At 53.8% G+C, this 13860-nt stretch carries 11 protein-coding genes; 3 read left to right on the plus strand and 8 right to left on the minus strand.

From position 1 onward, the window contains the following. Window positions 1–39: 39 nt before the first annotated feature. Window positions 40–1794 (minus strand): DNA repair helicase RadD, encoded by a 1755-nt coding sequence (locus tag BM323_RS10565; RefSeq protein ID WP_036648474.1) that lies wholly within the window; start codon window positions 1792–1794, stop codon window positions 40–42. 165 nt (window positions 1795–1959) lie between these two features. Between BM323_RS10565 and rsuA the strand changes: the two genes are divergently transcribed. The 3 genes from rsuA (at window position 1960) to BM323_RS10580 (ending at window position 4597) form a co-directional block, all read left to right on the plus strand. Beyond that, a complete protein-coding gene (rsuA, locus tag BM323_RS10570) occupies window positions 1960–2682 on the plus strand; it encodes a 16S rRNA pseudouridine(516) synthase RsuA (protein ID WP_008105030.1) in 723 nt (240 codons plus the stop codon). A gap of 12 nt (window positions 2683–2694) precedes the next feature. Continuing rightward, window positions 2695–3888 (plus strand): Bcr/CflA family multidrug efflux MFS transporter, encoded by a 1194-nt coding sequence (locus BM323_RS10575; protein WP_008105029.1) that lies wholly within the window; start codon window positions 2695–2697, stop codon window positions 3886–3888. 382 nt (window positions 3889–4270) lie between these two features. Further along, complete coding sequence (locus tag BM323_RS10580) at window positions 4271–4597, plus strand: YejG family protein (RefSeq protein ID WP_008105027.1); 327 nt, start codon at window positions 4271–4273, stop codon at window positions 4595–4597. Here BM323_RS10580 and yejF read toward each other — a convergent pair. From yejF to BM323_RS10615, 7 genes are all read right to left on the minus strand, one after another. Beyond that, window positions 4591–6180 (minus strand): microcin C ABC transporter ATP-binding protein YejF, encoded by a 1590-nt coding sequence (gene yejF, locus BM323_RS10585; protein ID WP_008105026.1) that lies wholly within the window; start codon window positions 6178–6180, stop codon window positions 4591–4593. The two genes, BM323_RS10580 and yejF, sit on opposite strands and share 7 nt — an antisense overlap. Next, on the minus strand, window positions 6181–7203 hold the full coding sequence (locus BM323_RS10590; protein WP_008105023.1) for an ABC transporter permease: 1023 nt from the start codon (window positions 7201–7203) through the stop codon (window positions 6181–6183). Next, window positions 7203–8294 (minus strand): microcin C ABC transporter permease YejB, encoded by a 1092-nt coding sequence (locus tag BM323_RS10595; protein WP_008105022.1) that lies wholly within the window; start codon window positions 8292–8294, stop codon window positions 7203–7205. The genes BM323_RS10590 and BM323_RS10595 overlap by 1 nt, the downstream gene beginning before the upstream one ends. A 10-nt stretch (window positions 8295–8304) precedes the next feature. After that, window positions 8305–10113 (minus strand): extracellular solute-binding protein, encoded by a 1809-nt coding sequence (locus BM323_RS10600; RefSeq protein WP_008105020.1) that lies wholly within the window; start codon window positions 10111–10113, stop codon window positions 8305–8307. Between the two features lie 65 nt (window positions 10114–10178). Continuing rightward, window positions 10179–11744, minus strand: a complete 1566-nt coding sequence (locus BM323_RS10605) for a cyclic di-GMP phosphodiesterase (protein ID WP_036648470.1) — start codon at window positions 11742–11744, stop codon at window positions 10179–10181. A gap of 284 nt (window positions 11745–12028) precedes the next feature. Next, a complete protein-coding gene (mepS, locus tag BM323_RS10610) occupies window positions 12029–12604 on the minus strand; it encodes a bifunctional murein DD-endopeptidase/murein LD-carboxypeptidase (protein ID WP_008105015.1) in 576 nt (191 codons plus the stop codon). A 514-nt stretch (window positions 12605–13118) separates the two neighbouring features. After that, window positions 13119–13826, minus strand: a complete 708-nt coding sequence (locus BM323_RS10615) for a phosphatase PAP2 family protein (protein ID WP_008105014.1) — start codon at window positions 13824–13826, stop codon at window positions 13119–13121. Between the last annotated feature and the right edge of the window lie 34 nt (window positions 13827–13860).

The following is a 13860-nucleotide window of genomic DNA, read 5'->3' on the forward strand; positions in this document are numbered from 1 at the left end:
TAGCCCCAATGATGCCGCAGGGGCAAATGATTCTGCCGCTTATCGCAGCTCATTGGCGCGGCGATAACGGCCCTGATAATCAAACATTTTTTCGCGGATCTGCCAGAAATGGCCTTTTGCACGTGCCACCACGAAATCTGGATGGCGTAATAAAGGCTGTAAGGCGATCACATCTGCTGCGGTTTGCCAGCCAAGTTCAACGCCTGGCGCGCGCTGATGCGGACGCATAAACAGCTGCTCAAAGGCTTTACGTTGCGCTGGGGTTTGCAGGCGAAAACGTTCGCTGACGCTGGTGCCATCTTCATCGAAATAAGTAGCTTTCAGCCATTCACCTTTGTCATCGCGTCCTTGCTCCAGCGTCATGCCAGAACAGCGCAATACGCGCGCATCTTTCAGTTTCAGCGCGGCTTTCAGCATGTCATCCGGGTCGACCAGAATTTTGTCGCATTGATTGCAGCGCCGCGCGGCGATGTCATTCTCGGCTCCGCAATCCGGGCAGCTTTTAAAGCGGAAGCGGTAATCACACTGTTCGCGCTCGCCTTCATCATCTTCCAGCACGCCCTGACAGCGGCGGCCAAAATGCTCGATGATGTGACCATCTTCAGTGGTTTTGCCCCAAAAGGTATTGGCGAAACCGCAGGCGGGACAGAACACCTGCACCGGCTGATTGTCGCTGGCGCCTTTCGGTGCGCCGACTTCGGGGGTGAAAAGATCGTGTGGATTTCCAGCGTAATCCAGCACCAGACAATCGGTTTTGCCGGGCGACAGGCGCAAACCGCGACCGACAATCTGCTGATAGAGGCTGACGGATTCGGTAGGGCGCAGAATGGCGATCAAATCAACGTGGGGCGCGTCAAAGCCGGTGGTCAGAACGGCAACGTTGACCAGGAACTTCAGCTGCTGCGCTTTAAATTCACCAATTAAGCGGTCGCGATCTTTCACTGCCGTTTCCGCCGATACCAGCGCGCTGTTTTCAGGCAGTAGCGTGAGAATTTCACGGGCGTGTTCCACGGTAGAAGCAAACACCATCACGCCGCGTCGATCTTCAGCAAACTCAACAATCTGCCGGATAATATGCGGCGTCACGCGATGCTGTTGTTTCAGCTCGCGGTTGAGATCGGCTTCGCTAAACAGCCCATTATTCTGCGGGATCAGCCGGCTGAAATCGTACTGCACCACCGGCATATCTAAGCGCTCCGGCGGCACCAGAAAGCCGTGTTTGATCATATAGCGCAGCGGCAGCTCATAAATGCAGTCGCGGAACAGTGCTTTCTCATCACCGCGCACCATGCCGTGATAGTGGAACTGGTAAATCCAGCCTTTGCCGAGACGGAAGGGCGTGGCGGTCAAACCCAACAGGCGCAGCTGCGGATTATGTTGCCGCAGGTGAGTGAACAGCAGCTGATACTGACTCTCTTCGTTATCGCTGATGCGGTGACACTCATCGACGATCACCAGCGAAAAGGCGCTGTCGAAGCGATCAAGATTGCGCGCCACCGACTGCACGCTGCCAAACACCACTTTGCTTTCGCTCTGTTTGCGCTGCAAACCGGCGGCGAAGATGTCGGCTTGCAGGCCATACGCCTGATATTTACTGTGATTCTGCTCCACCAGCTCTTTCACGTGGGCCAGCACCAATACTCGTCCGCGCGCTAACCGCGCCAGTTCAGCAATCACCAGACTCTTTCCCGCGCCGGTCGGCAGCACAATCACCGCCGGCGTAGCATGGCGACGAAAGTGGTTGAGCGTGGCGTCAACCGCCTCTTGTTGGTATGGGCGCAGGGTGAATGACATCGGGGCAAACTTTTTTCTGGAACGGACGCGCATTATGGCATGAAAGCCAGTTAAACGCAGGTTCACTACTGTTAGCAGTCTAAGGATCAAGCTATACTGCCCACACTTTCTTAACGGACAAAACACCGTTTCAGTTTCCCCCGCAGTAACAGGCAAAGCGAATTCATGCGACTCGAAAAATTCATATCTCAGCAACTGGAAGTTAGCCGTGCTATCGCTGGACGCGAAATCCGCGCCAAAAAAGTCACCATTAACGGCGAAGTCGTGCGCGATGCGGCTTACAAAGTACTGCCAGACGATGACGTCGAATACGACGGCAATCCACTGGTGGTGCAGCAAGGTCCGCGCTACTTCATGCTGAACAAGCCGCAAGGTTACGTCTGCTCAACCGACGATCCCGATCATCCCACCGTGCTGTTCTTTATCGAAGAACCTGCGGCGTTCAAGTTGCATGCGGCGGGACGTCTCGATATCGACACCACCGGTTTGGTGCTGCTGACCGACGATGGCCAATGGTCACACCGCATTACCTCACCGAAGCATCACCTGGAAAAAACCTATCTGGTGGAAGTCGAAGAGCCGATCGATCCAGAACTGGTTGAGAAGTTTGCTGCAGGTGTACAGCTGCACAATGAGAAAGAGCTCACCAAACCTGCGGTGCTGGAGATCCTTGATGAGAAAGCGGCACGCTTGACCATCAGTGAAGGGCGCTACCATCAGGTCAAACGCATGTTTGCGGCGATGGGTAACCATGTATCGGCGCTGCATCGCGAACGTATTGGTGACATCGAGCTCGATGAAGATCTCGGTGAAGGTGAATATCGTGAATTGACCCAGCAAGAGGTCGACAGCATCGGCCTGCCAGAAGAACTCAAACAACGCAAATAGCGGGAGAACGCGGTGCGCAAGGAAAAGAATTCACCGGTTGGTTTAGTGGTCATCCTCGGATTGCTGGCGATGTTGATGCCACTTTCGATTGATATGTATCTGCCGGCCATGCCGCAAATCGCCCATGAGTTCGCGGTTTCGGCGGGCAGCGTGCAGATGACGCTCAACCTCTACATCCTCGGTTTCGCCATTGGCCAGTTGGTGTATGGACCTCTGGCGGACAGCTACGGACGTAAACCGGTGATTGTGCTGGGCACGCTGATCTTTGCCTGCGCCGCTGCGGCTTGTGCGCTGTCACAAACCATCGATCAGCTGATCTTTATGCGCTTCCTGCACGGCTTATCGGCCGCTGCTGCCAGCGTGGTGATCAACGCCTTGATGCGCGATACCTACTCGAAAGAGGACTTCTCGCGCATGATGTCGTTCGTGATGCTGGTGACCACCATCGCGCCGCTGCTGGCACCGATTATCGGTGGCTGGCTGCTGTTGCTGTGGAACTGGCACGCCATCTTCTGGACGCTGGCGGGTGCCGCGCTGATCACCACGGTGCTGGTGGTGACGCAAATCCGTGAAACGCTTAAGCCTGAACAGCGGCAGCGCTTTCATCTGCGTACCACATTAGGCAACTTCGTGGCGCTGGTGCGCCATAAACGCGCCTTCAGTTATATGCTGGCGAGCGGTTTCTCCTTTGCCGGATTATTCACCTTCCTCAACGCCGGTCCGTTTGTGTACATCGAAGTGAACCACGTTTCACCGCAGAACTTCGGCTATTACTTTGGCCTCAACGTGGTGTTTCTGTTCGTGATGACGCTAATCAATAGCCGCGCCGTGCGCCGCTTTGGTCCGGTGAAAATGTTCCGCCTGGGATTGGTGATTCAGTTCGCGATGGGCGTTTGGCTGCTGATTTCCAGCGCGCTGGATTTAGGTTTCCTGTCGCTGGTATTTGGCGTGGCGATGTTTATTGGCTGCGTCTCGACGGTGTCGTCGAATGCGATGGCGGTGATTCTGGATGAGTTCCCGCACATGGCGGGCACGGCTTCCTCGCTGGCGGGCACGCTGCGCTTTGGTGTCGGTGCGTTAGTCGGCGCGCTGCTCTCATTAGTCAGCATTAACAGCGCATGGCCGATGGTGGCTACGATTGCGCTGTGCGCCACCATCTCGATTTTGCTGTTCACCTATGCTTCACGGCCTCAACGGGCAGCGTGACATCCTCAAGGTCGCCATGAATGGCGACCTTACATATCCTGAATCTTTCCGTAGGGTCGCCATTTATGGCGACCTGGCCTAACTTAAATCTCTCCCCTCACTCGCTAATCCCCATTCATTCGTTATGCTTAATGTTTCCATTATGTGAAAATTTAGAGATAAAAAAGTAACGATAATGCGTCTAAAATGATTGTTAACCGCAGCCGAACACGGTAAACATAGGCATAAATGTGAGAAGCCTCGCAAATTATAAATTGGCTACACGCTTTGTGCTTAAAACGAGAAGGCAGACTGAGTTCGTATTCTGAGCTAACCAGGTTGGGATTCACCACGTTATGCCGTCGTCGTGAATAAAGTTAACGTCTCTGGGGGCCGTATAACTATGCTGCAACTTTCCGTTGTGCATCGCTTGCCACAACATTATCGCTGGTCGCTTGAACATGCGGGTGAAATTGAGCGTCAGGAAGCGGCGAATGGCGTACATGCCGAAGATTTAGTGGTGCTGCGCCTGCTGAGCCACGATGGTCATCCGGCGCTGGAAATTCTGCACCAGCTGAAAGAAACGCTGGCGCAGATTCAGGTCGAGTGCAAAATTGCCCAGTGTGAAGGGCAGCCTTGTCTGTTGATTCAACGTGATGACGAAAGCGCGACCAACTGCTGCCTGAAAAATCAGGGTGTTGCTATCGCCGAAACCTTCGATGGTCACTGACTCAGATCTTTTCCCTGCGCTGACGCCAGTAGCTGCCGCGTGTAATCGGCTGCTGGTGCGTTAAAAAGTGTTTCGCAATCACCTTGTTCCACCACTTCACCCTGACGCAGCACAATCAGCTGATGACAGAGCGCGCGTACCACCTGCAAATCATGACTGATAAACAGATAGGCGAGCTGATGCTGCTGCTGCAAACGACGCAGTAAGGTCAGAATTTGCTTCTGCACTGAGCGGTCCAGCGACGAGGTGGGTTCATCCAGCACAATCAGCTGCGGCTCAAGGATCAACGCGCGGGCGATAGCGATGCGCTGGCGCTGACCGCCGGAAAACTCCGCCGGATAACGTGAACGGCTGTCGGCATCAAGTCCCACTTCCTGCATCACCGCAATCACTTTGGCTTCCTGCTCGGCAGCACTGAGTTCCGGACGATGCACCGCTAAGCCTTCTGCAATCACCTGTTGCACCGTCATGCGCGGATTGAGCGACGAATTGGGATCCTGAAACACCACCTGAATGCGCTGGCGCAGCGGCAACAACTGCTTTGGCGACAGCTGATGCAGCGGCTGATCGTCAAACCAGATCTCCCCGCGCGCGGTGATTAAGCGCAGCAGCGCCAGGCCCGTAGTACTTTTACCTGAACCCGATTCGCCGACCAATCCCAGGCTTTCGCCACGACGCAGCGTAAAGCTGAGATCCTTGAGCGCCAGCTTCTCTGCCACGGTGCGACGCAGCAATCCACGCCGGATCGGGAAACCAACCTGCAGATTCTTCACCTGCAACAGCGGCTTAGCATCCAGCAGCGGCACCGGTTGACCATCCGGCTCGGCGGCGATCAGCTCACGCGTGTAGGGCTGCTGCGGTTGGCTAAACAGCAAATCGCAGCGGTTGTGTTCCACACCGCGGCCATTACGCATCACCGTGACGCTGTGCGCCAGCTGACGCACAATATTCAGGTTATGGGTGATGAACAGCATGCCCATGTTGAGTTCACGCTGCAGTTCGCGCAGCAGTTGCAGAATCTGCGCCTGAACCGTGACATCCAGCGCGGTGGTCGGTTCATCGGCGATCAGCAGCTTCGGCTGCGTCAGCAGCGCCATGGCGATCATCACGCGCTGCCGCTCGCCACCGGAAAGCTGATGCGGAAAATCCTGCAAACGAGACGCCGCGTTACGAATGCCGACGCGATCCAGGCAACTGAGCATTTCGCCACGCGCGGCTTCGCGCCGCATCCCGCGATGCACCGACAGCACTTCATACAGCTGCTTTTCCACATTGTGCAGCGGATTGAGCGACACCATCGGCTCCTGAAAAATCATCGCCATCTGGTTGCCACGCAGCCCGCGCAGGGTACGTTCGCTGGCCTGCAAAATATCCTGGCCGTTAAATAGGATTTCGCCTTGCGGATAGTTGACCGGCGGCTGCGGCAATAAGCGCATGATTGACAGCGCGGTCACGCTTTTACCGGAACCGGATTCGCCCACCAGCGCCAGCGTTTCGCCAGCATCAATGTGCAGCGAAATGTCTTCCACCACGCGGCGATCCTGAAAGGCCACCGCCAGATGATTCACCGTTAACAGGCTCATTTAGCGTCCTCGGCTCGGGTCAAAGGCATCGCGAACCGCTTCGCCGATAAAGATCAGTAATGACAGCAGCAGGGCGAGGGCAAAGAAGCCCGCCAGCCCCAGCCACGGCGCCTGTAAATTGTTTTTGCCCTGTAACAGCAGCTCGCCGAGCGATGGCGATCCGACTGGCAAACCAAAACCAAGGAAGTCGAGCGAGGTTAACGTGGTGATTGAGCCGCACAGGATAAACGGTAGAAACGTTAATGTGGCGACCATGGCGTTTGGCAGCATGTGGCGCAGCATAATACGGCTGTCGCTGACGCCGAGCGCGCGCGCCGCACGTATATAATCGTAGTTACGCGCACGCAGGAATTCGGCACGCACTACGCTCACCAGGCTCATCCAGCCAAACACCACGGTAACCAGCAGCAGCCACCAAAAGCCGGGCTGAATTACGCTGGAGAGCAGAATCAGCAGGAACAGCGAAGGCATGCCGGACCACACTTCAATCAGGCGTTGGCCGACCAAATCGATGCGGCCACCAAAGTAGCCTTGCACCGCGCCGACCACGATGCCAATCACGCTGGAGAATAGCGTCAACATAATGCCGAACAGCAATGAGATGCGCGTGCCATACAGCAAGCGTGCCAGCACATCGCCGCCGTTAGCATCGGTGCCGAGCCAGTTTTGCGCCGAAGGCGGAGAAGGGAAGGGCACATCGGTGGCGAAGTTGATGGTGCTGTCGCTAAAGCGAATCGGTGCCCAAATCGCCCAACCTTGCTGATCGATGCGCTGCTTCAACCACGGATCCTGATAATCAGCGGGCGTAGAGAAATCACCGCCGTAATCACTTTCGCTGTAGTTGAACAGCAGCGGCATGTACCAGCGCTGCTGATAATGCACCAGCAGCGGTTTGTCGTTGGCCAGCAACTCAGCGCCCAACGACAGGACAAAAATGATCAGGAAAATCCACAGCGACCAGTAACCGCGACGGTTATGGCGAAAACGCTGCCAGCGCTGCTGGTTAACAGGAGATAAGCGCATCAGCGTCCCTCAAAATCAATGCGCGGATCGACCAGCGTGTAGGTCAGATCGCTGAGAATGTTCATCAGCAGGCCAATTAACGTGAAGATGTAAAGCGTGCCAAACATCACCGGATAATCGCGCTGGATGGTGGCGTCGTAGCCGAGCAGGCCCAAACCATTAAGCGAGAACATCACCTCAATTAACACCGAGCTGGTGAAAAACATGCTGATAAAGGTGGCAGGAAAACCAGCGATCACCAGCAGCATGGCATTGCGGAACACGTGGCCGTACAGCACGCGCTTCTCATCCAGCCCTTTGGCGCGCGCGGTGACCACGTATTGTTTGCGGATCTCATCGAGGAAGGAGTTTTTGGTCAGCATGGTCAGCGTGGCAAAACCGCCAATCACCGTCGCCAGCACCGGCAGCGTGATGTGCCACAGGTAATCGGTGATTTTGCTGTACCACGGCAGCGCATCAAACTGCGGTGACGTCAGGCCGCGCAGCGGGAACCAGTCAAAGTAGCTGCCGCCGGCAAACAGCACAATCAGCATGATGCCGAACAGGAACGCCGGAATCGAATAGCCAATGATGATAAAGGTGCTACTCCAGATATCGAAGGCGCTGCCGTTACGCACCGCTTTTTTGATGCCCAGCGGAATCGACACCAGATAAATGATCAAGGTGCTCCACAATCCCAAACTGACCGAGACCGGCAAACTCTCTTTGATTAACTGCAGCACCGATGCGCTGCGGAACAGGCTGTCGCCGAAATCAAAACGGATGTAGTTCCACAGCATTTCGCCGTAACGCTGCAGCAGCGGCTTATCGAAGCCGTAACGATGCTTAATTTCCGCGATCACTTCCGGATCCAGGCCGCGTGCGCCGCGATATTGGCTGTCGCCGGGATTGTCGCGCACCAGCGATCCGCGCGTGCTGCTGTCGCCACCGCCTGAGCCGGGAATACCGGTGCTATGACCAAACTGCACGTTGGCTAACGCCTGATCCACCGGGCCGCCGGGTGCTATCTGCACAATAAAGAAGTTCAGGGTGATGATCGCCCACAGCGTGGGGATGATCAGCAGTAACCTGCGAAGAAAATAGGCTGCCAAACCGTGCTCCTCAGCGTCGATCGGCCGGCAATCGCCCGGCTTTGTTCACATCGTACCACCAGTTTTCCAGACCGGTAGCAAACGCGGGTTTAATCTCGGGATGGGAAAACTTGTCCCAATACGCCATGCGATCTTCCGCGCTGTACCACATCGGAATCATGTAGGCATTCCACAGCAGGATGCGATCCAGTGCCTGACCAAGCGGCAGCAGCGCTTTCTCATCGCCCTGATGCTCAACGATCTGCTGGACAAAATGGTCGACGATGGGATCTTTCACGCGCGGCGTATTCCATGAGGAGTTGATGAACTCAGACTGCCAGATGGTGCGCAAGCTGGTGGAGGGCCATGGCATCGCGTAATAGAGTGACGGAATCATGTCGTAGTCACCTTCGCGTAAACGCCGTAAATATTGCGAGCTGTCAATCTGGCGCAATGTGATTTGGATGCCAAGCCGTTGCAGGCTGTGCTGGAACGGCAGCGCCCAGTCGTTTTGCGTGCCGCTGCGCATCAGTAATTCGAAACGGAACGGCTGGCCGGTTTTCACGTTCACCAGCTGCTGGTTTTTAATCTCCCAGCCCGCTTCTTTTAGCAGCTTCATGGCTTGCAACAGGTTGCCGCGATCGAAACCGCTGCCGTCGGAACGGGGCGGGGCATACTCATTGTTGAACACTTCCGCTGGCAGCTGCGCCTTGTACGGCGCCAGCAGAATCAACTGCTCGGCTTTGGGATAGCCAAGTGCAGCATATTCGGTGTTCTGGAAATAGCTGCGCGTGCGTTTATAAGCGCCGTAGAACAACGCTTTATTCATCCACTCAAAATCGAACGCTAGCGTGATGGCTTCGCGTACGCGACGATCGGCGAACAGCGGCTTTTCGTTGTTAAAGGCCAGCCAACGCGTGTCGGTGGAAACGGTGTTGGGAATGGTTGATTTGACGATGGCGTGACTATCAAAGTTGCGCCCGCGATATTGCGTGGCCCATTTCTTGGCTGAACTCTCTTCACGCAAATCGTAAGCGCCGGCTTTGAAGGCCTCGAACGCCACGTTGTCATCGAGATAATAGTCGTAGCGCAGGGTGTCGAAGTTAAAGCGTCCGCGATTGACCGGCAGATTGGCCGCCCAGTAATCTTTCACCCGGCTGTACTGGATAAACTGACCCGACTTATACGAGGTGACGCGATAAGGTCCGCTGGCCAGCGGCGGATAACCAATCGGCTCATTAAACTTTTTGTTTTGCCAGAATTTTTCTGGGATGACCGGCAGCGTTAACCAGCTAAGAACGCGATCTTTGTCCGGCTTCGGCATGTCGATACGCACGGTGAGGCGGTTAAGCGCTTTAACTTGCACGTCGCGAAACGCCACGCGGAATTGCGGCACACCTTCCGTCATGAATTTCTGAAAGGTAAAAGCCACATCCTGCGCGGTAATCGGTGTTCCGTCCTGAAACTGCGCATGCGGATTGATCGACACTTCCATCCAGCGATAGTCGTCAGGATAGCGCGCCGATTCAGCGATCAGCGGATAGTAGCTGCCAGGTTCATCATCGGAGGTGGTAAACAGGCCGTCATACAGCGTATCGGTGCCAATGCCGGGATTGCCGCGCGAGGCGAAGCGATTGAAGTTGTCGTAGGTACCGACTACCGCCAGCGTGATTTTGCCGCCTTTGGGCGCGGCGGGATTGGCGTAATCGTAGTGCGTGAAATTGACCGCATATTTCGGCTCGCCCAGTTTAGCAAAGGCATAGCTTTCGTTGATGGTTGCGGCATGCAGCGGCGCAATGGCGCTACAAAACAATAACGCTGTGACAAGACGCAGCAGCATAAGTGAGGCGATCTCCTGTGGTGTTCCGCACTTTATGGTAGCAGTTTCATGGGGTTCGCGTGATGCTAACTCAGCACGCGCTGGCGTTGGAAATAACTGGCGAGTTTTTCAGGTCGTAGCGGGCGGCTAAACAGATAGCCCTGTAAATGCGTCACGCCGCGATTCACCAGCCATGCAGCCTGATCGCCGGTTTCAACGCCTTCCGCCACGGTTTTCAGGTTGAGTTTTTTCGCCAGCAGCAGCACCGCATCAAGAACCGGCGAGGTGACGGTTTCCGTGCCAATGCTTTGCACAAACCCACGATCGATCTTCAGATAATCGAACGGATATTTTTCCAGATAGATCAGCGCACTGTGTCCGGTGCCAAAATCATCAATCGCAATTTTGAAATTGTTTTCATGAAGCCAGGCGAAGATTTCACCGGCATTTTTTTCCCCGACCATAGTGCGTTCGGTAATCTCAAACACATAGTTGAAATGATCAGGCGGCATGGCATTAATCCATACCTGCACATCATGACGGAAACTCTCTGAGGCGAGATGCAGCGGCGAGAGATTGAGGCTCAGACGTGTGCCACGCGGCAGTTGTTTACAGAGAAACTGTGCATCGCGTGCCACCAGGGTAAACAGATGCTGGGTGAGCGGAATAATCAGGTTTTGCGCTTCGGCGTAGCTTATAAAGGCATCAGGCGGAATCATGCCTTCAGTGGGATGCGTCCAGCGCAGCAGCGCTTCCACGCCGTAAGGTTGTCCATCATGTGCGGTAACCAGCGGCTGGTATTCAACGTGAAACTGGCCACGTTTGATTCCCTGCATGATCTCTTTGCCCGGACGCTGATGTCGAGTCAGCAATAGCCAACTCAAAGCGGAAACCAGTAAGGAAAATAGTATCCCAGTGAGCAACGTCAGTGAGTAATCGCGTGGCGCTAGGGTGCTGCCAAAGAGCACAAAGCGCAGGTCGCTATTGTTAAAGGCTATTTCATGCAGCGATGCAGGCAAATCACTGGCGTGCACCACCTTATTGCTGCCGCTGAGTAGCGCCTTATTACCGATCACCAACGCCATACCGGTGATTTCAGGATGATAGGAAGCCAGCAGCTGGTAAGGCGTCAGGCTGATGTTCATGGTGGCGAGAATGCCGGTCTCTGCCGAACCTGGATTTTTCAGCCAAAGCGCCAGCGCCGGTTTTGTTGGCAGCAATGGCGTGCCTTCCAGTAAGCGCATATCGTGATCGCGTTCCAGTTCAGATTCAGGCGATATCGCGTTGGCAGCCAGCAAAAAACTGCCCGTAGCAGAAGAGCAGTAAGCATTACTGTCACGGACTAGCAGAATGGCGCGGATATTTCCCGCAAACGCGGCGCGAGAAGTCAGCTCACGGCCGACGCTGTTACAGGTTAATTGTGTGTATTGCTGCAGTGGATAAAGCGTATCCACCAGGGTTGTAATGACCTGTTGTAAATCGTCACGGCTGTGAGCCAGTAGCTGTTGATGTTGTTGTACGCGTTTTTGCCAGGTCAGTGTTAACAGGACGGTGACAAAAAGCAGAAAAAACAACGTGCCGATGATTACGCTACTCCAGGCGATGCGTCTTGAGTAGCTGGCGTGGCGTTTTAATGTCCCCGAAAGTGGCATGGAGTGTATTCCCCTTGTCTTGCCATTTTTTATTATGTTTATCACTTTGGTCATTACCCAGAGTCCTGCCGACATCGCAGTAATCACGGCGTCTGAAGGGCGATGTTTGGGTATCAGGAAGTCAACGAGAATATAACGAGAGCGCGAAGAATGTCTCGTTATATTTTTGATTCTCAATTACTTTTTATCGATTGGATTTGAGTTAAAAACAGTGGGCGAAAAAAAAACGCTGCCGGGGCAGCGTTTTCTGATTCTCTGGCTGAGAGGATCTTCAAAAGAATACGTTAGCTCGGGTTTTTAGCGAGAACCCGACGCGCTTCACGGTAACGATTTTTCCAATAACTGTCATTCAGATTGGAAATCATCACGCCACTGCTAGTGGATGCGTGAACAAAATTATCGTTGCCGAGATAAATGCCAACGTGGCGACCGGTAGAACCGGCGCGGAACAGCACTAAGTCACCTGCGCGCAATTTATTGCGTGAAATCTCTTTGCCGGTGTCTTGCTGTTCTGACGTTGAGCGTGGCAAATCTAAACCAAACTGCTCGCGAAAGGTGCGCTGAACAAAAGCAGAACAATCAATGCCGCGTTTGGTGTCGCCGCCTAAGCGATAACGTACACCTTTCCAGTCACTGTACTGTTCCATGATGCGGGACTTAACGTCCACGTTCTGCACCATCTGTTCAAATTCGTCCTGAGACGCTTGAAGTAAAAAACCATTCTGGTTGTTAACTTCATGATTCTCGTTATTCGCGTTCTGACCGTTATGGGTGCTGCTACATGCTGATAAAAGTGTTGCCAGAGCAACTGCGGGAATGATCCGCCTGAGGTATCTCAGTATTGGTTGAGACTTGACCATTGTACGTGAATTCCTTCGGTTTCCTTACGACAGAATGTCGTCAGCCAGATGACAAAACGGGTTGAGATTAATAAGTACGGCCGTCTAAGACAAATCCTTAATTACTAAAATGTGTTAATGCACACATTTTTGTAGCTTTAAGCACCGCATTTTATGCTGTTGCTTACTAATCGGATTTGAGGTTAACCGATTACAGACCGCGTGGCGAGTGCTTTTATATAAATATTCAAAGGTTTTTTCGATGTGAAATCAATCTGTAACACAATGGCTAGTTTATCAACAATTGGCAGCGATTTAATAGCCAAACAGCGGTGCAATAAGGGGGTAATTCTGGCGCTAAGGCCGATTTTAAGAGGGTTCGGGCTGGACAGACTAAGATAAAGGCTATTGTTCCGCATTTTTCATCATAATCTTTTCTTTTACCTGAATAATGTTAGTTTGCTAATAGTTTATTCAGGTTTTAAATAAGCGCGAGCGATCGACTTTTTATTCTATGATCACTCGCGCTTAACAATTACCTGCGCGGCTTATATTTGCCCGGCAACGAACGATCCAGCCAATTGACTAGCTTGTCGCTGAATGGCGTTAACAGGCACCAGCTCATGCCAACCAGCACCACCGACAACGAACCAACAACAATATCGGTAAACCAGTGTGCACCCGCCATCACGCGTGGCAGAGCAAACACCACGCTAATCGCCAGGCCCACCAGAAACGCGCGGAAGCCGAAATAGCGCCACATAAAGCAGGTGAAGATCATCAGCATCATGCCGTGGTCGCCCGGGAAGCTATCTTTCGACGCATCTTTGGCCGGGATGCCGGTCAGTTCGCTTACGCGATGCACATTGTCAAAGAACAGCGTTGGGCTGGAGTGTTGCACCGGCAACAGATGGCCGAGCTGGTTCAGGATCACGGCGCTAAGCAACATGGTGATGCCAATCGCGAGCATGCGGCGGCGGCCTTGCGGTGTTTCGCGACGCCAGAAGCACAGATACAGCGCACCCATCGCCAGCAGTGAAACCACATCGAAGCCGCGGAAGTTAGTGATGGCCACTAACAGCGCGAAGCCGTGATGATCAACCATCTGGTCATTGAAGCCATAAAAGATGGCTTTATCGATACCAAACCAGAACCCGTGATCGGGCGGCAGGTACCATGAAACAAACAACATTATCCCTAGCGCATTCAGCAGCAGGATGGTGATTAATCGTGACGCGCGCATAAAAAATAAATCCAAAGTGAAAACAACGGGGCAA

Origin of the sequence: Pantoea sp. YR525 (assembly GCF_900116775.1) — a bacterium.
GTDB lineage: Bacteria > Pseudomonadota > Gammaproteobacteria > Enterobacterales > Enterobacteriaceae > Pantoea > Pantoea symbiotica.

Excerpts from the sequence above, each read along its gene's own strand:
- BM323_RS10565 (WP_036648474.1), bottom strand. The coding sequence starts at position 1,794 with ATGTCATTCACCCTGCGCCCATACCAACAAGAGGCGGTTGACGCCACG.
- rsuA (WP_008105030.1), top strand. The coding sequence starts at position 1,960 with ATGCGACTCGAAAAATTCATATCTCAGCAACTGGAAGTTAGCCGTGCT.
- BM323_RS10580 (WP_008105027.1), top strand. The coding sequence starts at position 4,271 with ATGCTGCAACTTTCCGTTGTGCATCGCTTGCCACAACATTATCGCTGG.
- yejF (WP_008105026.1), bottom strand. The coding sequence starts at position 6,180 with ATGAGCCTGTTAACGGTGAATCATCTGGCGGTGGCCTTTCAGGATCGC.
- BM323_RS10590 (WP_008105023.1), bottom strand. The coding sequence starts at position 7,203 with ATGCGCTTATCTCCTGTTAACCAGCAGCGCTGGCAGCGTTTTCGCCAT.
- BM323_RS10600 (WP_008105020.1), bottom strand. The coding sequence starts at position 10,113 with ATGCTGCTGCGTCTTGTCACAGCGTTATTGTTTTGTAGCGCCATTGCG.
- BM323_RS10605 (WP_036648470.1), bottom strand. The coding sequence starts at position 11,744 with ATGCCACTTTCGGGGACATTAAAACGCCACGCCAGCTACTCAAGACGC.
- mepS (WP_008105015.1), bottom strand. The coding sequence starts at position 12,604 with ATGGTCAAGTCTCAACCAATACTGAGATACCTCAGGCGGATCATTCCC.
- BM323_RS10615 (WP_008105014.1), bottom strand. The coding sequence starts at position 13,826 with ATGCGCGCGTCACGATTAATCACCATCCTGCTGCTGAATGCGCTAGGG.